Origin of the sequence: Clostridium caldaquaticum (assembly GCF_023806125.1) — a bacterium.
Lineage (GTDB): Bacteria > Bacillota > Clostridia > Clostridiales > Clostridiaceae > Clostridium_AT > Clostridium_AT caldaquaticum.
This window is the reverse complement of sequence record NZ_JAMSKT010000003.1, coordinates 160,170-183,247: the sequence shown is the minus strand read 5'-3', so window position 1 is coordinate 183,247 and position 23,078 is coordinate 160,170. Positions and strand designations below refer to the sequence as shown.

The window sequence follows — 23,078 nt, the reverse complement described above, 5'->3', positions numbered from 1 at the left end:
TTTTTATGTTTATAAAACTATGATTTTAAATCTTATGTATAATGCTGAATATTTCAGAACAAAATAACATATTTTTGAAATATAATGAAATAAATAATAATAAAACATACCAATAATTTCAATATTAATACAATATTATTCAACAATAATCAAAATTAATCAGAAATATATTGACAACGATATCAGTAAACGGTTATAATCAAATTAAGATAAAAAGTTGAATGAATTGTTCAAGTTTGATCCGAGTAGGAATAAATAGATTTGATAATATTTTTGTAAATAAGGTTGATTAATTACTTAAGGAGTGGTGAAATTGAATAGAGGGGAAGTTTTTTTAAAGATAAGCAATGTATCAAAAACTTTTCCGGGCGTAAAAGCTCTTGATAATATGCAGCTTGAGATTGTTCCAGGAGAAGTACATGCTTTAATCGGTGAAAATGGTGCGGGAAAATCAACATTAATCAAAATACTTTCAGGAATTTATCAACCGGATGAAGGAGCAGAGATTTATATTGAAGGAGAAAAAACAGAAATAACTAATTCACTAGTTTCAGTAAGAAAAGGTATTGCTGTTATATATCAAGATTTTTCCCTTTTTCCTAATTTAACAGTAACTGAAAACATTGCAATCAGTCAGCAAATAGAAAAATCAACTAAGAAATTAAATTGGGCGGAAATGAGAAAGATTGCTAAAAAAGCAATAGAACGTATAGGTGTTGATATCGATTTAGATATACAAGTTGGTAAATTATCCGTAGCAAAACAACAATTAGTTGCTATTGCACGTTCTCTTGTATATGATGCTAAAATGATTATAATGGACGAGCCTACTTCAGCACTTTCAAAAGGTGAAGTTGAAGGGTTATTTAAAATAGTTAGAAGTCTTCAAGAAAAAGGTATTGCTGTAATATTTGTAAGTCATAAGCTGGAAGAGTTGTTTGAAATAGCTCAGAGATTTACAGTAATGAGAGATGGAAAATATGTAGGTACATACAAAACTGAGGAACTTGACCAGGACAAACTTATAGCTTTGATGGTTGGACGTAAAATTGAGCTAAAGAAATATGAAAAAACTAAAATTGGTAATACAGTATTAGAGGTTAAAAACTTGTCTAAGAAAGGTAACTTCAAAGATGTTTCTTTTACTCTTAAAGAAGGTGAGATATTAGGTTTTACAGGTCTTGTAGGAGCAGGAAGAACAGAAGTTATGCAGGCGCTATTTGGTATAACAACACCAGAGGAAGGACAAATATTTATTAATGGAAAGGAAGTTAAAATAACTTCAACTGAAGATGCTGTTAAAAATGGACTTGCTTTTGTACCTGAAAGCCGTTTAACAGAAGGACTTGTAATGAGACAATCTGTAGCAGATAATATTTCTTTATCTATTCTTGAAAAACTTGTAAATAGATTTAATATAATCGATATGAAAAAGAAAAAAAATATTGACGAAGGCTGGATAAGCAGATTAAAGATAAAGCCGGGAATTCCTGATATGGATGTTCAAAAGCTGTCAGGGGGAAATCAACAGCGTGTAGTTGTTGCTAAGTGGCTGGCAACTGATCCTAAGATATTGATTATAGATGAGCCAACAAATGGTATTGATGTAGGTGCTAAAGAAGAAATACATAGACTTCTTAAGGAGCTTGCAGCAAAAGGAATGGCAATTATTATGATTTCTTCTGAGCTTCCAGAGATTTTAGCTCTTAGTGATAGAATAATGGTAATGAGAAGAGGAAGAATAGTTGCAGAATTTGATGGTGACACTGCAACACAGGAAAAGATAATGAATAAAGCAGTTTTAAATGCAGGATAGGAGTTAGACTATTGGCAGCAAAATTTATAACTATGGAGGATGTTAAATATGAAGAATATTTTTATAAGCAGAGAAATGACTATACTTCTTCTGGTAGTTTTGCTTTCAGTAATCATTTCTTTGAATAATATAACATTTTTAAGAATTGACAACATTTTAGACCTGTTAAAGTCTAACACGGTTTTAGGCATAATGGCTCTTGGTATGCTTATGGTTATTTTAACTGGTGGTATAGACGTATCAGTATCTGCAACTATTGCTGCTGTAACGGTTATAGTAGGAAAGTTTATGGCTTCATTTGGAGGAAACATATTTGTTGCATTATTAATTGGATGCGTGTGTGGAGTACTTTTTGGACTTTTAAATGGAGTGCTTATTGCAAAGTTAAAGATACCTCCAATAGTTGTAACTTTAGGTGTAATGAGTATTGTTAATGGAGCAGTACTTTTATATACTAATGGTGCTTGGATAAATGATATTCCTGAATCATTTATAAACTTTGGGAAAATAACATTGTTTACTGTAAATACTAATAACGGCAAGGTAGGAATTCCTGTACAGTTATTATTTTTAATAGGTGCTGCACTGCTCACATGGTTTATACTTAAGTACACTCTTATTGGAAGAGGTATATACGCTATAGGAGGAAACAAGGTTTCAGCAGAGCGTATAGGATACAAGCCTGATTTAATAAACATATTTTTGTACGGATATATGGGGTTAATGGTTGGAGTTGCTGGTGTAGTTCATACATCTATAATGCAGCAGGTTGACCCAAATGCATTTATTGGATTTGAACTTCAGGTTATATCAGCAGTAGTTTTAGGCGGGGCAAATATACTTGGTGGAGAAGGCTCAGTATTAGGAACTATTCTAGGTGTTTTATTTCTTGCAGTTATGAATAATGGTTTGATTTTAATGCATATTCCGGTTTTCTGGCAGAAAATTGTTATTGGAGGCGTTACACTAGCAGCTGTAAGTATGGATGTTATCCAGAGAAAACGTAAAGAAAAGACTATGTTAAAGGTTGATGTTGAATAGTTGTTTAATATATGAGGAGTGAGTAAATATGCGTAAAATTAAATTTACTAAAGAAGTCTTACTAATAGTCATTCTGGCATTATTGTTTATAACTTTATCTATATTATCACCGGATAGATTTTTAAGTGTAGATAATCTTCAGTCTATGGCTTCGCAGTTGCCAGAGTTTGGTATAATGGCACTTGGTATGATGGTAGTATTAGTAACAGGTGGAATTAATCTATCTCTCTCATCTACAGCTGCATTATCTGGTATACTTGGTGCTTTTGTACTTTCTAAGTTTAACCAATCTGGAAATCCAATGATTACAGTTTTGGTTGCAATATTTGTAATTATTTTAACCGCACTAGTATGTGGTGCTATAAATGGAACTGTAGTTTCATATATTGGAGTTTCACCAATACTGACTACACTAGGAACAATGACATTGTTTGAAGGTATAAGTCTTAAATTTACTCAAGGAGGAGCAATATCAGGTTTCCCAGATCAATTTATGTGGTTTGGTAACGAGAGTTTCTTAGGCATACCTATTCAGATGTATATATTTGTTTTTGTTATCGTTGCTACAGTAATTAAATTAGAGCATACCCCATGGGGACTAAAAGTTTATATGGTTGGATGTAATCCCACTGCAACTAACTACTCAGGAATAAATATAAAGAAAGTTTTGCTTAAAGTATACTTGTACTCGGGATTGCTTTGTGGATTAGCTGCAATAATTATGATATCAAGATACAATTCTGCTAAAGTTGACTATGGCTCATCTTATATGATGCAAAGTGTAGCAGCTGCTGTACTTGGTGGCACCGATGTATCAGGAGGATATGGTAAGGTTACAGGAACAGTAACTGCTGCTTTAATACTTCAAATTTTATCAAGTGGATTAAATATCCTAGGAGTTAACAGAAATGTTGTTGATATTATCATGGGATGTATATTGATATTAGTATTAACTATAAATTTCATTAGTTCAAAAAGAACTGAAATCAAAGGGAAAAACAAAGCAGTAAAAAAAGTTAATGCTGTATCTTCTTAAAAATGTTATTAATCCAGTCTGCTTAAAAATCAGATTGGATAAAATAAAAAATTTATTAATTAAGGGTTAAGGGGGAAAAATTATGTTAAAAAAAGCTATGTCAATTATGCTCACAGTTGCACTTGTAAGCACTATTTTTGTAGGATGCTCAAGTTCAAACAAAGCAACAACTGGTACACAAACAAAATCAACAGAAACTAAAACTACTGAAGCATCAGGAAGTAAAAAATTTAAAATTGTTGTTATGCCTAAGCTAGTAGGTATCCCTTACTTCAATGCATCAGAAGAAGGTGCAAAAAAGGCAGGTCAGGATTTAGGTGTAGAAGTTACTTATACTGGGCCTACAAAGGCTGATGCAGCTGAGCAAGTTAAAATGATTGAAGACTTAATTAGTAAGGGTGTTGATGCTATTGCAGTAGCACCAAATGATGCTGCAGCATTAAAGCCAGTTTTAAAGAAAGCAAAAGATAAAGGTATTTTAGTTATGGACTGGGATACTCCTGCAGATAAGGATTTGGTTGCACTTTCAGTACATCAAATTGATGACAAAGAATATGGTCAACATCTTTGGGATGAGATGGTAAAGAAAATGGGAACAGATAGTGGGGAATATGCAATTCTAACTGGAGGTTTATCAGCTGCTAACTTAAATGGATGGATTGAAGCAGGTTCCAGCTATGCTAAAACTAAGTATCCAAATCTTAAGCTTGTAACTGATAAGGTTCCTACAGATGAAAAACAACAAGTTGCGTATCAAAAGACTTTAGAGCTTATAAAGGCATATCCAAACTTAAAGGGTATAGTTGCTGTTAGTACACCAGCACCGCTTGGAGCTGCTCAGGCTGTTCAAGAAAAAGGTTTACAAGATAAAATTGCTGTTGTAGGTAGTGCACTTCCAAATGATTCAAAGAAATACTTATCAGATGGTTCTTTAGATACTGCAGTACTTTGGGATCCAGGAAAACTTGGATACTTAACAGTAGCTCTTGCAAAGATGAAGCTTGAAGATAAAGAAATAAAAGATGGAATGGATATTCCAAACGTTGGAAAAATTAAAGTAGAATCAGATGGTAAAACTATTATAATGGGAGCGCCATCTGATTTTACTAAGGATAATGTAGATCAATTTAATTTCTAAATTTAGAATAAAAAAGCTCTTATTATAAGAGCTTTTTTTACTTAAATTCTATTTATCTAAGAGAAATTTATGTATAATTATATATATCTAGCTGTAAGCTGTTGTAATTTATTATAATATTAATTAGGCTGCTAAGATTAACTTTTAAATTGGATATTTATTAAGTAAATTATATGTTTAAATCTTATAAATAAAAGGAGAATCTTCTTCATGTTTGGTGCTCAGAGATTGGAAAAAATAAGAGAAATTATATTAGAAAAACAATATGTTGATGTACAAAACTTAAGTGAAACAATAGGTGTTTCTGAGGTTACGATTAGACGAGACCTTGATAAGCTTCAGAAAGAAGGACTTATTGTAAAAACTTATGGTGGAGCAGTATTGAATAAAGAGTTTATTTCAAAATCTGAAGATTTGCAAAAAACTGATGAAGATATCATAAAGGATTATGAATTAATTAGTGAAATTGTAATAAATATGATAAAGGGTGATGAGGCAATTTTTTTATCTGGTGGGAAAATATGCAGGTACATTGCAAAAAAGCTTAATGACGTTAAAAATTTATTAGTAATAACTAATGATATATTTGTAGCTTCAGAACTTTATGATAATCCAGAAGTCAAAGTAGTAGTTACAGGAGGAAATCTTCTGAATAATTCAGGTGTTTTAGTTGGTCCTTATGTTTTAGATGTTTTAAAAAATACTTTTGTAAATAAAGCTTTTGTAGAAGTGGAAGGTATTCATTTAAAGTTTGGGTATTCTATGGAAAATTATGAAGTGGTAGAAATAATAAAAAAAATTATGGATATTTCTAACGAAGTAATAGCAGTTGCTCATTTCACTGCATTCAATACCCCTAGTTTTACAAAGCTTGGTGACTTGGATATGTTTCAAAAGGTAGTTAGCAATAAAGAAGTACCAGAAGAATATAAAAAATATTATTATGACAATTATATAAAGCTGTATACATCTTATGCAATTGAATAAAGTTTTGTGAAATTCTATATTGTGGTATTCGGAGGTAAAATACTACCATGAAAGAATTGCTTTTGCAAATGAATAATATCCATAAACAATTTAATGGTAACCTTGTTTTAAATGGTGCGAATTTTTCACTTTATAAGGGAGAAGTTCATGCCTTAGTAGGAGAAAATGGTTCGGGTAAATCTACACTAATAAATATACTTGCTGGAATTTATAGTATGGATGAAGGAGAAATAATTCTAGATGGAAAGAGTGTAAGTATCCGTAATCCAAAACAGGCTGAAAACTTAGGTATAGGAACAGTTTTTCAAGATTACAGATTGTTTGACAATATGACTGTAGCTGAAAATATTTTTGCAGGTCATGAGCCAACCATAAATTTAGGATTTACTAAAATTATAAGTTGGAGAAAGCTGTACAAGCAGACAGTGAAATTGTTAAATGAGCTTAATGTAAAAGTTAATCCTAAGGTCTATGTTAGTAATTTAGACTTTGGAAAGAAAAAGATGATTGAGGTTGCAAGAGCAATAAGCAACAATTCTAAAATAATCATTATGGATGAGCCTACTGCAGCCTTAAATGCCTTGGAAATCGAAAGCTTAACTAAAGTTATTATGGATTTAAAGGCTTCAGGAGTTTCTATTATTTATATTTCTCATCAAATTAATGAAATTAAAAATATTGCAGATAGAGTTACAGTATTAAAGGATGGAAAAACCTCATCCATTAGCAATAAAAATGAAATAAGTTCAAATAAAATAATAAAAATGATAGCAGGCGAAGAAATTAAAGACAGATATCCTAAATTAGAGGTTAAGCTTGGAAAAGAAGTTTTGATTGTAAAGGATTTAAGTGTTGATGATAAATTAAAAGATGTTTCTTTTAGTTTAAAAAAAGGAGAAATACTTGGGATAACAGGCTTAAGAGGTTCTGGAAAGACTGCGCTTGCAAACGTTTTATTTGGCATTGAAACTAAAACTAAGGGGATTATATATGTAAAAGGGAAGAAATTTGAACCAAAGGGAACTGAGGACTCTGTTAAAAATGGAATATGTTATGTTAATTCTAATAAAGATGGAGAAGGGTTAATATCACAGATGAGCGTTTCAAATAATATTATAAGCTCAAACGTAGAGGGGTTATCTGGTTATTTTTACATAAATGAGAAAGTTAAAAATGAAAATGCTTTAAAGTATATCAAAATGTTAGGTATTAAGGTAAACAAGCCTCAGGATAAAGTAAAATACCTAAGCGGTGGTACAAAGAAAAAGGTACTATTAGCAAAATGGCTGTTTAAGAGTTCAAAGATACTTATATTGAATAATCCTACAAGTGGTATTGATGTATCCTCTAAGGTGGATGTTTACAATATTTTAAATGAGGTAGTAAGGTCTGGAGCTTCAGTAATATATATATCCTCAGATATATCAGAACTTTTAGGCATGTGCGACAGGATAATGGTTATGAGACGAGGAACAATTGTAAAGGAAATGAAAAAAGGAGAGGCTAATAAAGAAAAAATTCTTTATTATGCTTCAGGAGAAAGTGAATAATTTAGTAAAATATGGGGGTATTGTAATGAAAAAACAGAATTTTGAATTAAAAAATGAAAAGATTAGAGAATCTTTTTTAAAATTAAAGTCAGAAAATCCAGAAAGATTTCAAAAAAGATTAAACTTTTCTTGGAGTAATTGGGGTTTTGGTATGGAGTCGTTAGCTGATTCAGCAGAACGTCTATCTAGGGCTGGGATTAAATACATAGAGCTGCATGGCAATCACTATGGATCAGACTTGGGGTATAAACCAGAGGAAACTTTAAAGATTTTAAATGAATATGGTATAAAGGTAGCTGGTGTTTGTGGAATGTTTTCAGAAGATAATGATCTATCCAGTAATAGAGCTATGCAAAGACAAGCTGCAATAGATTATTTGAAAAGAGAAATTGAATTTACAAACAAGGTTGGCGGGGAGTATATTCTTGTGGTTCCAGGAGCTGTAGGAAGAAGTAATGCCTACGATGATATGGAATTTGAAAGAAGTGTAGAAACTTTAAGCCTTGTAGCTGATTTGTTTACTCAATATAATGTTAAAGCTGCAATAGAGCCTATACGTTCTGCTGAAGTTAGTTTTGTTCATACAGTAAAAGATGCAATAGAGTATATAAATGCGGTGAATCATCCAGGAGTTCAGCATATAAACGGTGATGTTTATCATATGCAAGTTGAAGAAAAACATATAGGAGAAGCAATATTAGAGGCAGGGAGCAGATTATTCAATTTACATATGGCAGACAGTAATAGATGCGCTTTAGGTGATGGTTCCCTAGATATAGATACAATTATAATGGCTCTTTATCTTATTGGATATAATCAATATGGAGGTTTTGTAACACCAGAACCATTAGGTCCAGGAGGAGCACCATATCCAGCAATGTACGGAAAACCCGATAAAAAAGTTTTAGACAAGCTTGTTATAGATTCTTATAGATATTTTATTGAACGAGAAAATGAATTGTTAAAATAGTATGAATCAATAGATATAATGAGGAAGTGAATAACATGATTAATAAAACAAATATTCTGGTAATTGGAAGCATAAACATGGATATGGTTCTTCAGACTAAATATGTACCTAAAGAGGGAGAAAGTACTCTTGGAAAAGAGATAAATTATATTCCAGGTGGTAAAGGAGCTAATCAGGCAGTTGCAGTTTCAAGGCTAGATGCAAATGTTACATTAGTTGGCAGAGTTGGAACTGACAATTGGGGAGACATGCTTATAAATAATCTTACAGAAAACAAAGTAGATATCTCAGGAGTTTTCAAAGATGAAGAGTCGGCTACAGGTATTGCTGTTATTCTTCTTGAAGAAAATGGAGCCAATAGAATAATAGTTTATCCAGGAGCAAATTCAGGTGTCAGCTTTGAGGATATAGATAGATTATTAAATAAAGGCTGTAAATATGATGCAGTTTTGCTTCAGCTTGAAATACCTCTAGATACAGTTTGCTATATAATTGAAAAAGCGAGGAAATTAAATATACCGGTAATACTAGATGCGGGTCCAGCACAGGTAATACCACTTGATAAATTTAAGGGAGTTACAATTATCTCTCCTAATGAAACGGAAGCAGAAAAGCTTACTGGAATTGAAATAAACAATATAGAGGATATTGTTAAAGCCTCAGAAATTATATTAAAGGAAACAGAAGCTAAGTATGTAGTAATGAAGCTAGGAGAAAGAGGTTCTCTTATAAGAGATAATTCAGGATATAAGTTTATTAAAGCTTTTAAAGTAAGTCCAGTAGATACTACAGCTGCAGGAGACAGTTTTACAGCAGCTCTTACTATTAAGTATTGCCAAGGTAACAGCATAGAGGAAGCTGTTACCTATGCTAGTGCAGTAGGTGCTATTACAGCAACAAGGTTTGGAGCTCAGCCCTCACTACCGTATCACTATGAAGTTATAGATTTTTTAAAGGGGGTAAGGTAGATGATTAAAATTGCACCTTCAATTATGTGTGCAGATTTTTTAAACTTAGGTAAGGATATTAAAGATTTACAGGATTGTGGTTCATACTTATTTCATATAGACGTTATGGATGGTAATTTTGTTCCAAATTTTTCTTTAAACCAAGATGTTGTAAGAACTATTAAAACTATAGCAAAAATTCCTATTGAAGTTCACATGATGGTGGAAAATCCAGAAAAGTATGTGGAATCTTTTGCAGAGGCAGGAGCTTCCTATATAGGTTTTCATTTAGAAGCAAGTAAAAGTCCTATAAGAACTTTAAAAAGAATAAAAGAGTTAGGTTTAAAGGCGGGCATAGCTATAAATCCGGCTACCTCGGAAGCTACAATTAAATATCTTTTAGAGTATTTGGATTACATAGTTGTTATGACAGTAGAGCCAGGGTTTGCAGGACAAAAATTTATTCCCTCTGTGCTGCAAAAGATTAGAGTTATAAAAAATATGATAAAAGATGCAAATAGGCAGATTGAAATAATTGTAGATGGAAATATAGATGTAATTAATGGAAAGAAGTGTGTGAAAGCTGGAGCTGATATTTTAGTTGGCGGAACTTCTAGTGTGTTTAAAAAGGGTCAAACTATTGAGAAAAGTTTTAATGCTTTTATACAAACATTAGAAAACGAATTAAATACTAGCTGGAATAACATTAGTTCTAAGATATTGGATAAAAGTATTAGCTTCTAGATATTTAAAATAATAAAAATAGTGAGTTCTAAAATATTTTTAGAACTCACTATTTTTATTATATATATCAATTCTAATAACTCATTTATAAATTGCAAATTATTTGTTATTAATTTATAATTAAATAGTAAACTATTGTTAAATTTAAGCCATAACGCAAGTAATTTAATCGAAGTGAGGCGTATAATAATGAAGTTAAAACTGTGGAAAATACAGATACTTTTTGGTTTACTTTTATTATTTATTGGATTAACTAGACTTTTAGTTAAAGATATCATTGGCATGATAATCTTTATATTTATTGCAATAATATGGTTTTTAACAAGTTTTGTTAGTTATAAAACTAAAAAATAACACAAGCTTAATAAATGTTAAATCTTGCATTTATCAAGCTTGTGTTATTGATTTATTTTAAAAGATACTACCTTCCTAGTCTTTTTATAAAATCATTAACTTCTTTTATAGATAATACTTCATTTTTTGATAATGCTCTGTCTGTTGTTTGTGTAGTCATTTTTACTTTAATATTTACAGGCTGAGGTCCTCCATTTTTTGATAAGTCCTCAAGAAACAAGCTGTATTTTTCTTGTTCACTTCCAGCATATCCACAATCCTTATAATCGATAAAATTTGAGGAGGCTGTATAATTAATATTAAATTCTTCCATGTTTCCTGTAACGTTTAATTTGAATAATTTCATTTTTGCATAACTCCTTTCAAAAGCTTGTCATTAAGTTCAAAGGTTAACCCAACATTTTTCATGAAATTTAATTCATGAAAATGCTGGGTTAAAAATTTGTTTAATATGCTTTATAGAAATTTATTTGTGCTTATGACATTGATTCCTGTTCTGCTTTAAGATTGATTGCATCCTGTTTCTTAAAGAATGGGAAGTAAGCAACTGTAGACCAGGCTATTATCACTATTTGCCAGAGTGCACCTTTCCAACCTTGAAGAATAAATCCAGATATAATAGGTGGAGTTGTCCATGGCACTGTTACTGCTGAAAATGGGTGAAGGAATCCTATTTTAAATGCAAAATAAGTTGCTACAGCTGATACAAGAGGAACAAAAACAAACGGTATAAACATAAATGGGTTCATTACTATTGGGAAACCGAAAGTAACTGGTTCGTTTATATTAAAAATAGCAGGCCATACTGCAAGTTTTCCTAAAGTTTTTGACTGTGCAGATTTTGCAGCCAGAAGCATAGCTATTACAAGACCTATAGTAAGTCCGGAACCTGTAACAGTTACAAATAATGATTGGAATTGTTCGGTTATAATATGAGCTCCGTTATCTAATGTTAAAGCTTTTCCGCTGTCAAGTATTGCCTGGTTTGCAAGCTGATTTGCTGTATAAATAGGACTCATAACTCCGCCTACAATGTTAGCACCATGTACACCAAACCACCAGAAGAAAGGAATAACTGCACCCATTATAAATACTCCTATTAATGAGTCTGTTACACCTTGCAGAGGTGTTTGAAGTGTTTTGAATATCCATTCAGCAAAAGTACTGTTAAATACAGTTGAGAATAATATATTTACAAGCATTAATCCGGTGAATATAGCAAGTGCTGGTATTAAAGCTGTAAATTGTTTTGCAACACCTGCTGGAACTTCTTCAGGCATTTTAATTGTTATCTTCTTAGTTAAGAATAATGAGTACACATATCCTACAAGTAACCCTACTATTATGGAAAGTACCATACCTTTACCGCCAAGCCAGTCTGAAGGTAATACTCCGCCTACAATAATTTCTTTTTTATCTGCACCAATTGCAGTTACTGTACCTGGTATTAAAATTACTAATGAACATAAAGCTATAATTGCAGCAGGCAGACCTTCATGTCCTTCATTTTTAGTATAGGTATAGGCTATACCCATAACAGCAGCTAAAGCCATGAGTGCAAAGGAACCGTTGTATATTTTAAGCAGAGGATTAATCCAGTTTGGTCCGAAAATGCTGGCAACCCAGTCATTAAATGGTTTGTAAGGTATCTGAGCTAACAGAAGAAAGATTGAACCAACTAAACTTAAAGGCATGGTATACATTATACCATCTTTTAAAGCAATAACAGCTTTAGTATTAACAAATTTCATTACAGCAGGAACCACTTTGTCCATTAATTTTTGTTGATCTGACATATTTTAAAACCTCCTTGAAACTTTATATTTTAATTTAATTTTATACTTAGTTTTTCAAATTAAAGGTTTTCACCTCTTTCTTTAATAATCTTTTTATACCAGTAACCAGATAATTTTATCTTTCTGTTTAAATTATTATTATGATCTACATAAATGAATCCGTATTGTTTTTTATAGCCGTTTAACCAGCTTAATAGGTCAATTGCTGACCATGCATAGTAGCCTTTTATATTTATACCTTCAGCAATAGCATTTTTAACTGCTTTTAAATGGGTTTCAATATATTTGATTCTAGGCACATCTACTATTTCACCTTCAATAATAGGATCTTCATCTCCTAATCCGTTTTCTGTAATATATATTTTTATATCTCCATAATGAGCCTTAAGCATTTTCAAGCCTTCAAAGAAAGCCTCAGGAGATATCTCCCAGCCCCATTTAGTATAAACTTTATCCTCCATCTTTACTGTCCTGTAAACACCATCAAAGGAAGCGTTTCCGGGTGCTCCGGTAGAATTTTCCCTTGTTCTTTCTATAACTTCATCTGAGTTATTATTTTTAATGACTCTTTGCGGCTGATAATAATTTAAACCGATAAAATCATTACTTGCAGCAGAAGTTTTAATGATACTTAATTCTTCCTCTGTCCAATCTGGAGTCCAGCCTTTTTCTTCAAGCTGCTTTACAACATAATCTGGATATTCACCTTTTAGTACAGGATCATAATACCAGGCTAAACTATATTGATTTGCATGATAGGCAGCCAGCTTATTTTCTTCTTTTTCATCTGCACTAAAGGCTGGAGAAAATACATGAGTTATACCGATTTCTCCAAATTGCCTAAGCGCTTTATAGTCTTTTACAGCTCTTGCGTGTGCAGTAAACACATTATGAGTTGCCTGAAAATATTTTTTAATATCGTTTTTTATGCCTGGTGGATGAGCGCCTGCCAAATACCCTAAGGAAGTAAATACAATTGTTTCATTAAATGTTATCCAATGTTTAACTCTATCACCAAAGGCATTAAAACAAACGTTAGCATATTTTACAAATGCATCTACAGTCCTTTTGTTTGTCCATCCTCCGCATTCTTCTAAGGTTTGTGGTAAATCCCAATGATATAAGGTTACAAAAGGTACAATTCCATATTTTAAACATTCGTCTATTAAATTATTGTAAAAATCCAAACCTTTTTCGTTAACTTGTCCATCTCCATCCGGAATAATTCTTGGCCAAGAGATTGAAAATCTATACGATTCCAATCCTATTTCAGACATTAGTTTAATATCTTCTTTATATCTATGATAATGATCTACAGAAATATCTCCGTTGGTATTTTTATAAGTTTTTCCAGGTATTTTTGAGAATACATCCCAGTTTGAAATACCCTTTCCATCCTCATTCCATGCACCTTCTACCTGATAGGAAGCTGAAGCTGCACCGAATAAGAAATCGTGTGGAAATTTCATTTAAAAAGTCACTCCTTTGCACTGACGCTTTTATACTATTTTTTTTCTGCTAATTTTAAAGCTAGAGCTAAAACTTTTTCACCATTCATCATTCCATAATCTACCATAGGTATTACATCTACTGGAACTCCTTTTTCACCACATATTTTTTTAGCTTTTGGCAGTGTATAACCAACTTGAGGTCCAAGCAGTGCCACATCAACTCCATCTAAATTTTTAGCCATGGTGTTTTCTGAGAAAGCTTCTATATCCACCTCAATTCCTTTTGCTTCAGCAGCCTTCTTCATTTTGTTAACTAATACGCTAGTAGACATACCTGCAGCACAAAATAATCTGATTTTAATCATAAAAAATTCCTCCTTTTAAATTTATACTATATATTTAAGTTTATATTATTGATAACTTCTAGTTATTGTTTTTGCTCAATATTGGATTAATGAGCTTTCTAAGTTCTATGATTTGTTCAATTAAATTTTTTTCTGTTATTGTTGTCATTAAATGGTCTTGTGAGTGAACAAATAAAACTGACATTTCCATTTTTTCTCCATTAGCTTCTTTATGAAGCAGAGATGTTTGTGCATTATGTGCTACTTCAAGTGATTCTTCTGCTTTTTTCATTTCTTCATCTGCACCTGTATAATCTCCTTCGTTTACTTTTCGTAAGGCTTCATAAGCGTGAGATTTTGCATCACCTGCATAGATAATAATATTCATAATAATTTGTTCCATTTCACTCATCAGTGTTCCCTCCTCAGTTGATTTAAATAATTATAAATATCTGATGCAATATTTATTAGCAAAATTTATGCCAAACACTGACTTTTAACTGTTTATTAGTTTTTATTAAGTCTTTGGCATATTAATTTTTCACTTATATACTTAGCAAAATTTATGCCAAAACTCTAAATTTTAATGTTTGCTATTAGATTTCTTTGTAAAATATACTGAAAAACAGGTTTTTGATGCCGAAAAAAATATTTTTACGACTTTTTTAATTTAGATATGCAATTACTTTGATTATTGATAATGTTTACATAAATTCAAAAGTGTTTAAAATTTAAATTATTAGTGTTTAAATTTATAGAACTGATTTTTTTATATTTCAATAGTGTTTAAGTTTTTTAAACACTATTGAAATATAAATATTATTTGAATATAATGTTTATAATGAACATACTAAACGATTACGGATTTAGCTTTGCAGAAGTTTTTATAAGTTTACTAACGAAGGAGGGATATAACTATGAATAATAAAGAACTGATTTATACAAGACTATTAGAGTTAAACGATAGTAAAGGTATTGATGCTCAAACACTAGCGTCTGTACTTGGCATGACTAGAGCTAACGTAAGCCATGTGTTAAATAATCTTTGTAAAGAAGGAAAAGTACAAAAATCTTCTGGGCGTCCAGTACTTTTTACAATTGCAAAAGATAAAAATAATATAAGCAAGGAAAGCAAGCTTGACCAAATAGTTAAAAATAATATGAGTTTAAAACAAGCTGTTGAACAGATGAAAGCAGCTATATTGTATCCTCCAAAAGGTATTCCTTCTTTAATATTGGGGGATACGGGTGTAGGAAAATCTATGTTTGCTTCTTTAATGTATGAATATGCTATAGAAATGAATAGACGAAAAGAAAACTCACCTTTTATAGTGTTTAACTGTGCTGATTATTGTAATAATCCTCAACTTCTTACATCTCAGCTTTTTGGTGTTAAAAAGGGTACTTATACAGGAGCAGAGGCGGACAGGCCTGGTTTATTGGAGAAGGCTGATGGAGGAGTACTGTTTTTAGATGAAGTTCATAGGCTTCCGCCAGAAGGACAGGAAATATTATTTACATTTCTTGATACTGGCTGTTTCAGGCGAATGGGTGATTGTGAAATAAGAAAAGCAGATGTACTTATTATTTCAGCTACTACCGAAGATCCTAATTCAGCACTGCTTAAAACTTTTATACGAAGAATTCCTATGATGATAAGAATACCTTCTTTAAAGCAAAGGTCGCTGGAAGAAAGGCTTTATTTGATTAAAAATTTTTTCAGACAAGAAAGTGTAAAAATAAATAAAGATATATATGTATCTTTAAACACAATGAGAGCATTTTTATCTTATGATTGCCCAGGTAATGTGGGACAATTAAAAAGTGATATTCAGCTTATATGCGCCAAAGCTTATTCTGAATTTCTTACAAATACAAAAAATGATGTAAGAATTTATAGCGGCAGTCTTCCATTTTATATTAAGGAAGGACTCTATAAAGAAAAGGAGCATAGAATTTTATGGAATAAGCTTGTTGGTGAAGAAATAGAGTATTTCAGATTTTCAGATTCTTTAGAAGTTGATAATACGCTAAGGTACGAGGATAATGGCATTTATAAATTAATCGAAGAAAAACTGGAAAGACTTAAATCAGAGGGTATAGCAGAAATTGCTATAGAAAATATATTAGAGAAGGATATAACTAAATATTTTGAAAAGCATATCAGCGGAATATCTGAAGATATAAATAGAAAAAATTTATTAAGCATTGTAAGTGAAGATATATTAGAGTGTATAGATAAGGTTGTGTACTATGTATCTTTGGAGCTGAAGAGAAATTTAAATAATAATACTTATACTGCTTTAGCATTACACATAAATACTCTTATTAATAGAGTAAATAATGATAAAACTGTAAATAACCCTCAGCTGGATAAAATCAAGCAATTGTATCCTGAAGAATTTAAGGTAGCTCTTGGTGCTAAAGCTATTATTGAAAAACATGTACATCGTTCTATATCGGAAGATGAGGCAGGCTATTTAACAATTTTTCTTCTGCCAGAAGAAAAATTTAAGAATAATATTAACAAAGTTAAAATTATTCTGATTGCTCATGGTGAAACTACAGCAACTTCAATGGCAGCCGTAGCTAATAAACTTCTGGGTGAAAATCATGTAATTGGTATAAATGCGCCAATAGAAGAAAGTCCTGTTATTGTGCTTGAAAAATTAAAAAAGCTTGTAGCTGAAGAAGTAAATGACAGAGGGTATCTTTTACTTGTTGATATGGGGTCGTTGACTACCTTTGGGGAGGCTATAGAGCAGGAATTTAAAGTTCCTGTAAAAGTAATACCTTTAGTTTCAACACTTCATGTACTGGAATCAGCTAGAAAAGCTCTTTTAGGACTCTCTTTGGAGGAAATATACAGGGAAGTTTTGCAAGTGAACTCTTACTTTGAAATAAGCCGAGTGCTGAAAGAGCCTAAAAGTGATAAAACTAAAGTGGCTATAATAACAGCTTGTTTAACAGGTGAAGGAGGTTCTATAGCACTTAAAAGTTTTTTAAATAACAATCTTAGGTATGATAAAGATTTATTTGAAATAATAACTCTGAACTGTTTAGACAAGAATTATTATATACAAAAGTTAAATGAAATATTGCAAGAAAAAGAGATTCTGTTTATTGTTTCTCCATTTCATGTAGATATAGATATAAAACAATACAGCATGTATGATGTGCTAAATATGAGAGAGATAAAGGCACTTCAGGAAGCTATAGATGTTAAAACTACTCTTATGAAAATGCCTGTAATAATAAAGCAAAACGTAGAAAATCTTGATGGAACTGAACTTTATAAGGATATTATGATTTATATAAGAAGGCTTGAGGATAAGTTATCTATAAAATTAAAAGATGAGAGTTTAATTGGTTTAATTCTGCATTTAGCTTTTATGATAAACAGGCTTAAAAAAGGTGATATATCAGTAGAATATCCTGAAAAAGATGATTATATATTAAAAAATAAGGGAATATATGATACAGTAAAGGAAAATTTTGTATTTTTATACAATAAATATTTTATTAATATATCCGATGATGAAATTTGCTATATTATGAGTTTCTTTTTAGTATAAGCGTTTTTAATGAATTTTAAAAGCTTAAAAAAGGTTGAGAACAAGCTGCAGGAGAAGTTGTAGCAGACACTCCTGCAGCAAGATAGTAATTAAAAACTAAAAGCGTTCAGTACTGGTTTAATTTTGTGAAGCTTGTTCATAAATAATTCTAATATTTATACCTTGATTGTAATTGCCGAAGTTTTTTCCGAAAATAGTTAAGCCGCCAACATGGTTTGCATTTTCAGGTACTGATAGTCTAAAAAATAAATCACTTTTATAGTTTAGATTAAAATCTTCTAAAGTTACATCGGAAATTTGCAAGCCATCTATAAAGGTACCGAATTTATTAATAGTTAAAAGCTTTAAAAGCCCGTATTGATTCCACGTCGGAAACCACCAAGATGGTGTAAGCAAACCCTTTGTATCAGCATAATCTCCAGGACTGGTCCAGCTTCCTAAATGAAAGTTGTTTAAGCTGAAATTAACATCTGAGGGCCATATAGAACAGTTGCCGGGAGCTTCAGAACTTATCTCCATAGAGATTTGAATTTCGGAAAATTCCTGACCGGGCTTAAGATAATTTGGAATTCTATATTCTACAAAACCTTTAGTAAACCATAAAATATCACTGTTTATTCTTTCTGGATCAGCAAAGTAGCTTGGGTTATCTACTTCACCGATTATCTTATCTTTTGTAGCTATGCCGCAGGTCGGATATATTTCGTAAGCAGAGTAGTGACCAACTCCGATTTCGCACTCATAAGAGTTTGGAATATTTTGATTACCTATATCTATAACAAATTTATCTTCATGAAGACAGCAGATTTTTTGAATACCATGTTTTGCTGTCAGGGTATTGATTTTGATTAATCCGCATTCTTCTAGTTTTTTTATATGCATGGTAACAGCACCATTTGTCAGATTAAGCTTTTCTGAAATATCATTCATATTAAGTTGTTTATATTCCGATAGTAATTCTATAATTTCAATTCTGATATCAGAACTCAATGCCTTAAACAGAGGCAGGCTTTCTTTTAAATTTGTAATGTGAATCATGTCCTAACTCCTTCTTTTTATTTTATATAAATTTAAAATAAAAACAAATAAATTTATTAACTTGATAATTAATTTGCACTTCTAATATAAAATTCCATAAAAAACATTGTGTGTTCAAGATGAGAACAATATTTTATAATTATGTATATTATACAACAAATTATAAATAATTAAAACATATAATTTAAAATAAATTATTTTAAAAAAATATAAAACAATTTATAAAAATATATTGACAGCAATAACCATAAATGGCATAATATAAACATAAAAGTTAATTAAACGTTTTAAATATTTTTAAAACAAAGAATAGCTTAATTGATTAGGTTGTATAAAAACTATTATTTGTTTTTAGGGGGGAACAGCATGTTAAACACAAAAAAAGCAAAAATGATACTAGATAAGGATTACAAAATTGGTGAGGTGGATAAGCGCCTTTACGGTTCTTTTATTGAACATCTTGGTCGTGCAGTTTATGGTGGAATTTATGAACCAGGTCACCCAAAAGCAGATGAAATGGGCTTTAGAAAAGATGTAATGGAATTAGTTAAGGAATTAAATGTTCCTATAATCAGATATCCAGGCGGAAATTTTGTGTCTGGATATAACTGGGAGGATGGTGTAGGGCCTATAGAAAAAAGGCCAAGAAGAACTGAACTGGCTTGGGGAACTATAGAAACTAATCAAATTGGTACAAATGAGTTTGCACACTGGGCTAAGAAAGTGAATAGTGAAGTTATGATGGCAGTAAATTTAGGTACTCGTGGTGCAGATGCAGCAAGAAACCTTGTAGAATATTGCAATCATCCAAGCGGAACCTACTGGAGTGATTTAAGAAGATCACATGGATATGAAAATACACATAATATAAAGGTTTGGTGTTTAGGAAATGAAATGGACGGACCTTGGCAGATATGTCATAAGACAGCAGAGGAGTATGGACGTCTTGCTTGTGAAACGGCTAAGGTTATGAAATGGGTTGATCCTACAATCGAATTAGTAGCTTGTGGAAGCTCAAGTATTCATATGCCAACCTTTGGTCAATGGGAAGCAACAGTACTTGAGCATACTTATGAGCATGTAGATTATATTTCACTGCATCAATATTATGGTAATCATGAAAAAGATACAGCAAACTTTTTAGGTAAAACAATGGACTTAGATGCGTTTATAAAGTCAGTAATTGCAACTGCTGATTATGTAAAGGCTAAAAAGAGATCTAAAAAGACAATAAACCTTTCCTTCGACGAGTGGAATGTATGGTTTCATTCTAATGAAGCTGACAGAAAAATTAAAAGATGGTCAATAGCACCTCCTCAGCTTGAAGACGTTTACGATTTTCAGGATGCTTTGCTTGTAGGTGGAATGTTAATAACTTTCCTAAAACATGCTGACCGCGTTAAGATGGCTTGTTTGGCTCAATTGGTAAATGTTATTGCTCCAATAATGACATCCAATGGCGGTGGAGCATGGAGACAAACAATATTTTATCCATTTGCTCATGTTTCAGCTTATGGTAGAGGAGTTGTATTAAATCCTGTAATATTTTCACCAGTATATGACAGCAAGGATTATACTGATGTTCCAATTCTTCAAGCAGCTGCTGTATTTAATGAAGAAAAAGAAGAATTAACAATTTTTGCTTTAAATAAAGATGTTCAGGATTTGCTTAGCTTTGAATGTGATGTTAGACATTTTGAAGGATATAGAGTAATTGAGCATATCGTTCTTGAAAAGGATGATGTATATGCAGTAAATACAGAAGCTAATCCATTTAACGTAGTTCCAAATAAAAATGGAAATGCTGAAATTACTGAAGGAAAATTAACAGCAAATCTTTCAAAATTATCTTGGAATGTAATCAGATTAGCAAAATAAAATTTTTTTATATAAAGGGGGAATTTTTATGAGAAAATTTACCAGAACATTCTTAGCTGTTACAATGGTGTCAGTAATGGCTATGGGTGGATTAACGGCATGTGGGAAGAAATCAGGTGGGGACTCAGCTCCAGCATCCGGAAAAGAACAGAAACAAACACAGTTAGGTGCTGAAACAGCTGGTGCAAATGCAACCGAGCTTAGCTACTGGACATTTGTTGATTTACACGGAAAACATTTTTCAACTATGGTAGACTCTTGGAATAAAGCGAATCCCAATAAACAGATTAAGTTAAATGTTACTGTTATGCCATATGATGATATGCATAACAAATTATTAATTGCTGTTCAGACAGGACAGGGAGCCCCTGATATCTCTGATGTGGAACTTGGGAGATTTCCTAACTTTCTTGAAGGGGAAAATGTTCCTTTAGAAAGCTTGGATGATGTTATTGCTCCATTTAAGAGTACGGTAGTTCCAGCTCGTCTTGAAATTTACAGCAAAAACGGACATGTATACGGTGCTCCAACACATGTTGGTGCAACAGTAGCTTTTTATAACACGGAAATTCTTGAAAAAGCTGGTGTTGATTATAAGACAATAAAAACCTGGGATGACTATAAAAAAGCTGGTATAAAAGTATATGAAAAGACAGGAAAGTATATGGGAACAGCGGATACTTCAGCTTTATGGCAGCTGTCAATACTTGCAACAGAGCAGGGGGCTGACCTGACAGATGCTGATGGAAAGCCGAAAGTTAACTCACCTGAGTTAATCAAGGGGCTTGAAATGTTAAAGGATTTACAGAAAAATAATGTAATTGCTACTATTCCAGGTGGACAACCAGATACAGAAGAAGGAAAAGGGGAATTCAACAAGGGTAATTATGCAAGTGCATTTATGCCGCTATGGTATATGTCAAGATTTACAAATGAAATGAAGGACTTAAAGGGTAAGTTTGCTATAGCTCCGCTTCCAGTGTTTAAAGAAGGTCAGCCTCGTTCTCTTGGTTTAGGTGGAACTGGAACAGTTGTTACTAAGACAGCTAAAAATGTTCAGTTGGCAAAAGAGTTTGTTGCTTATGCTAAGCTTTCACCTGAGGGCGAAGTTAATATATGGAAGACATTGGGATTTGACCCGGTAAATACAGCTATATGGACAGACAAATCAATTACTCATGATCCAAATAATGAATTTGTTCAATATTTTAAGACTAATCCATTTGATGTATTAAATGAAATTAAAGGAGAAATTAAGTTTATTAAGTCAGTAAAAGCTTCACCAACTATTAATAATGTTCTTTGTACAACAACTCTAAATGCTATATTTGAAGATGACAAGGATGTTAAGGAAGCGCTAGATGAAGCACAGAAGACAATTGAACAGGAACTTAAATAAATAAAGTATTGAATAAAAAAATAACAATACAAGTAAACGCCATATACGATATTTTATTAAATACAGTATATGGCAGTTGCTTTATAAAAAATATTTATATAAGGGAAGTGATTGTTTTGATAAAGAAATTTATATATTCCCAAAAGGCTGCACCTTATGTTTTCATTGCACCATTTGTAATAGTATTTTTAATATTCTGGATATACCCCCTTTCAAACTCTGTTGTTATGAGCTTTCAGGAAAGAATGCTGGGACAGGTTCCCAAATGGATCGGTTATTCGAATTATAAAAAGCTTGCAACAGACACAGTTTTCCTGCAGGCAGTTTTAAATAGTGTCAAATATATGGTAGGTACTTTGGTACTGTTAATACCATTTCCTATGCTTTTTGCTGTTCTTATTAACAGTAAGATAATGATAGGAAGAGAATTTTTTAAATCAGCTTTTTTTCTCCCAGCTCTTACTTCGGTAGCTGTTGCAGGTACAATTTTTCGCTTGATTTTCGGAGAAATGGAGGGTTCTTTATTAAATAGTATATTATCTGTATTTGGTATGGGTCCTTTTAAATATTTAAAGGATGGAACACTTAGCTATATTGCTTTATTAACGCTTGCCTGCTGGAGATGGACAGGTGTAAATATGTTATATTTTCTTTCAGGACTAAAGAGCATAGATAATGAATACTATGAAGCTGCAGCAATAGATGGGGCTTCAGCATTTCAGCAGTTTAAGACAATTACAATGCCGCTTTTAAAACCAACAACAATTTACGTGGTAACAATCAGTATATATGCTGGTTTAGCTATGTTTACTGAAAGCTTAATGATGTTTAATGGTAATAATTCACCGAAAAATATTGGTCTAACAATAGTTGGATATTTATATAGACAGGGGATAGAAAAGAACAAATTAGGCTATGCTGCTACAGTTGGAATAGTTCTTCTTGTTGTTGCTATGACAATTAATCTGACTCAGTTAGCATTTACAGGAATGTTTAAAAAGGAGGAGGATTAAT

General features: G+C 31.8%; 20 protein-coding genes. 14 read left to right on the top strand and 6 right to left on the bottom strand.

Annotation, left to right across the window (positions count from 1 at the left end; translation table 11 throughout):
- Positions 1-313 precede the first annotated feature (313 nt).
- From M2651_RS03115 to M2651_RS03070, 10 genes are all read left to right on the top strand, one after another.
- Positions 314-1,816 carry a sugar ABC transporter ATP-binding protein gene (locus M2651_RS03115; protein WP_252130874.1) on the top strand — a complete coding sequence of 501 codons (1,503 nt, stop codon included), beginning with the start codon at positions 314-316 and terminating at the stop codon, positions 1,814-1,816.
- Positions 1,817-1,864: 48 nt separating this feature from the next.
- Positions 1,865-2,857, top strand: coding sequence for an ABC transporter permease (locus M2651_RS03110; RefSeq protein WP_252130873.1), 993 nt, complete (start codon positions 1,865-1,867; stop codon positions 2,855-2,857).
- 28 nt (positions 2,858-2,885) lie between these two features.
- Positions 2,886-3,893 (top strand): ABC transporter permease, encoded by a 1,008-nt coding sequence (locus M2651_RS03105; protein ID WP_252130872.1) that lies wholly within the window; start codon positions 2,886-2,888, stop codon positions 3,891-3,893.
- Between the two features lie 82 nt (positions 3,894-3,975).
- Entirely contained in the window at positions 3,976-5,031 is a 1,056-nt protein-coding gene (locus M2651_RS03100; RefSeq protein WP_252130871.1) for an autoinducer 2 ABC transporter substrate-binding protein, read from the top strand.
- A gap of 210 nt (positions 5,032-5,241) precedes the next feature.
- Positions 5,242-6,018 (top strand): DeoR/GlpR family DNA-binding transcription regulator, encoded by a 777-nt coding sequence (locus tag M2651_RS03095; RefSeq protein ID WP_252130870.1) that lies wholly within the window; start codon positions 5,242-5,244, stop codon positions 6,016-6,018.
- A 47-nt stretch (positions 6,019-6,065) separates the two neighbouring features.
- Entirely contained in the window at positions 6,066-7,568 is a 1,503-nt protein-coding gene (locus M2651_RS03090) for a sugar ABC transporter ATP-binding protein (protein ID WP_252130869.1), read from the top strand.
- Between the two features lie 25 nt (positions 7,569-7,593).
- Positions 7,594-8,538, top strand: a complete 945-nt coding sequence (locus M2651_RS03085; RefSeq protein ID WP_252130868.1) for a sugar phosphate isomerase/epimerase family protein — start codon at positions 7,594-7,596, stop codon at positions 8,536-8,538.
- Positions 8,539-8,573: 35 nt separating this feature from the next.
- Positions 8,574-9,506 (top strand): ribokinase, encoded by a 933-nt coding sequence (gene rbsK, locus M2651_RS03080; protein ID WP_252130867.1) that lies wholly within the window; start codon positions 8,574-8,576, stop codon positions 9,504-9,506.
- Positions 9,507-10,229: a ribulose-phosphate 3-epimerase gene (gene rpe, locus M2651_RS03075; protein ID WP_252130866.1), complete on the top strand. Its 723-nt coding sequence runs from the start codon at positions 9,507-9,509 to the stop codon at positions 10,227-10,229.
- Between the two features lie 189 nt (positions 10,230-10,418).
- A complete protein-coding gene (locus M2651_RS03070) occupies positions 10,419-10,583 on the top strand; it encodes a hypothetical protein (protein ID WP_252130865.1) in 165 nt (54 codons plus the stop codon).
- Between the two features lie 67 nt (positions 10,584-10,650).
- Here the strand turns inward: M2651_RS03070 and M2651_RS03065 are convergent, their stop codons facing one another.
- The 5 genes from M2651_RS03065 to M2651_RS03045 form a co-directional block, all read right to left on the bottom strand.
- Positions 10,651-10,929 carry a hypothetical protein gene (locus M2651_RS03065; protein ID WP_252130864.1) on the bottom strand — a complete coding sequence of 93 codons (279 nt, stop codon included), beginning with the start codon at positions 10,927-10,929 and terminating at the stop codon, positions 10,651-10,653.
- Positions 10,930-11,059: 130 nt separating this feature from the next.
- The gene (locus M2651_RS03060; protein ID WP_252130863.1) at positions 11,060-12,379 is read right to left on the bottom strand and encodes a PTS sugar transporter subunit IIC; all 1,320 of its coding nucleotides are present in this window, start codon (positions 12,377-12,379) and stop codon (positions 11,060-11,062) included.
- Positions 12,380-12,438: 59 nt separating this feature from the next.
- Positions 12,439-13,848 carry a GH1 family beta-glucosidase gene (locus tag M2651_RS03055; protein WP_252130862.1) on the bottom strand — a complete coding sequence of 470 codons (1,410 nt, stop codon included), beginning with the start codon at positions 13,846-13,848 and terminating at the stop codon, positions 12,439-12,441.
- A gap of 35 nt (positions 13,849-13,883) precedes the next feature.
- Complete coding sequence (locus tag M2651_RS03050) at positions 13,884-14,195, bottom strand: PTS sugar transporter subunit IIB (RefSeq protein ID WP_252130861.1); 312 nt, start codon at positions 14,193-14,195, stop codon at positions 13,884-13,886.
- A gap of 58 nt (positions 14,196-14,253) precedes the next feature.
- The gene (locus M2651_RS03045) at positions 14,254-14,586 is read right to left on the bottom strand and encodes a PTS sugar transporter subunit IIA (RefSeq protein WP_252130860.1); all 333 of its coding nucleotides are present in this window, start codon (positions 14,584-14,586) and stop codon (positions 14,254-14,256) included.
- Between the two features lie 505 nt (positions 14,587-15,091).
- Between M2651_RS03045 and M2651_RS03040 the strand changes: the two genes are divergently transcribed.
- Positions 15,092-17,749, top strand: coding sequence for a sigma-54-dependent transcriptional regulator (locus M2651_RS03040; protein WP_252130859.1), 2,658 nt, complete (start codon positions 15,092-15,094; stop codon positions 17,747-17,749).
- Positions 17,750-17,866: 117 nt separating this feature from the next.
- Here M2651_RS03040 and M2651_RS03035 read toward each other — a convergent pair whose 3' ends face one another.
- Entirely contained in the window at positions 17,867-18,787 is a 921-nt protein-coding gene (locus M2651_RS03035; protein WP_252130858.1) for an ArsR/SmtB family transcription factor, read from the bottom strand.
- A 366-nt stretch (positions 18,788-19,153) separates the two neighbouring features.
- On the opposite strand from M2651_RS03035, the gene arfA reads away from it, so the two are divergent.
- From arfA to M2651_RS03020, 3 genes are all read left to right on the top strand, one after another.
- Positions 19,154-20,665: an arabinosylfuranosidase ArfA gene (gene arfA / locus M2651_RS03030; RefSeq protein ID WP_252130857.1), complete on the top strand. Its 1,512-nt coding sequence runs from the start codon at positions 19,154-19,156 to the stop codon at positions 20,663-20,665.
- 28 nt (positions 20,666-20,693) lie between these two features.
- Complete coding sequence (locus M2651_RS03025) at positions 20,694-22,064, top strand: ABC transporter substrate-binding protein (RefSeq protein ID WP_252130856.1); 1,371 nt, start codon at positions 20,694-20,696, stop codon at positions 22,062-22,064.
- A 116-nt stretch (positions 22,065-22,180) separates the two neighbouring features.
- Positions 22,181-23,077, top strand: coding sequence for a carbohydrate ABC transporter permease (locus tag M2651_RS03020; protein WP_252130855.1), 897 nt, complete (start codon positions 22,181-22,183; stop codon positions 23,075-23,077).
- The last annotated feature ends 1 nt before the right edge of the window (position 23,078 follow it).

What these genes read in the sequence shown, in the direction of transcription:
- M2651_RS03035 (WP_252130858.1), bottom strand. Translation starts at nt 18,787, where the DNA reads ATGATTCACATTACAAATTTAAAAGAAAGCCTGCCTCTGTTTAAGGCA.
- M2651_RS03110 (WP_252130873.1), top strand. Translation starts at nt 1,865, where the DNA reads ATGAAGAATATTTTTATAAGCAGAGAAATGACTATACTTCTTCTGGTA.
- M2651_RS03025 (WP_252130856.1), top strand. Translation starts at nt 20,694, where the DNA reads ATGAGAAAATTTACCAGAACATTCTTAGCTGTTACAATGGTGTCAGTA.
- rbsK (WP_252130867.1), top strand. Translation starts at nt 8,574, where the DNA reads ATGATTAATAAAACAAATATTCTGGTAATTGGAAGCATAAACATGGAT.
- M2651_RS03090 (WP_252130869.1), top strand. Translation starts at nt 6,066, where the DNA reads ATGAAAGAATTGCTTTTGCAAATGAATAATATCCATAAACAATTTAAT.
- M2651_RS03105 (WP_252130872.1), top strand. Translation starts at nt 2,886, where the DNA reads ATGCGTAAAATTAAATTTACTAAAGAAGTCTTACTAATAGTCATTCTG.
- M2651_RS03050 (WP_252130861.1), bottom strand. Translation starts at nt 14,195, where the DNA reads ATGATTAAAATCAGATTATTTTGTGCTGCAGGTATGTCTACTAGCGTA.
- M2651_RS03055 (WP_252130862.1), bottom strand. Translation starts at nt 13,848, where the DNA reads ATGAAATTTCCACACGATTTCTTATTCGGTGCAGCTTCAGCTTCCTAT.
- rpe (WP_252130866.1), top strand. Translation starts at nt 9,507, where the DNA reads ATGATTAAAATTGCACCTTCAATTATGTGTGCAGATTTTTTAAACTTA.
- M2651_RS03045 (WP_252130860.1), bottom strand. Translation starts at nt 14,586, where the DNA reads ATGAGTGAAATGGAACAAATTATTATGAATATTATTATCTATGCAGGT.
- M2651_RS03060 (WP_252130863.1), bottom strand. Translation starts at nt 12,379, where the DNA reads ATGTCAGATCAACAAAAATTAATGGACAAAGTGGTTCCTGCTGTAATG.
- M2651_RS03095 (WP_252130870.1), top strand. Translation starts at nt 5,242, where the DNA reads ATGTTTGGTGCTCAGAGATTGGAAAAAATAAGAGAAATTATATTAGAA.
- M2651_RS03070 (WP_252130865.1), top strand. Translation starts at nt 10,419, where the DNA reads ATGAAGTTAAAACTGTGGAAAATACAGATACTTTTTGGTTTACTTTTA.
- M2651_RS03100 (WP_252130871.1), top strand. Translation starts at nt 3,976, where the DNA reads ATGTTAAAAAAAGCTATGTCAATTATGCTCACAGTTGCACTTGTAAGC.
- arfA (WP_252130857.1), top strand. Translation starts at nt 19,154, where the DNA reads ATGTTAAACACAAAAAAAGCAAAAATGATACTAGATAAGGATTACAAA.
- M2651_RS03040 (WP_252130859.1), top strand. Translation starts at nt 15,092, where the DNA reads ATGAATAATAAAGAACTGATTTATACAAGACTATTAGAGTTAAACGAT.
- M2651_RS03065 (WP_252130864.1), bottom strand. Translation starts at nt 10,929, where the DNA reads ATGAAATTATTCAAATTAAACGTTACAGGAAACATGGAAGAATTTAAT.
- M2651_RS03085 (WP_252130868.1), top strand. Translation starts at nt 7,594, where the DNA reads ATGAAAAAACAGAATTTTGAATTAAAAAATGAAAAGATTAGAGAATCT.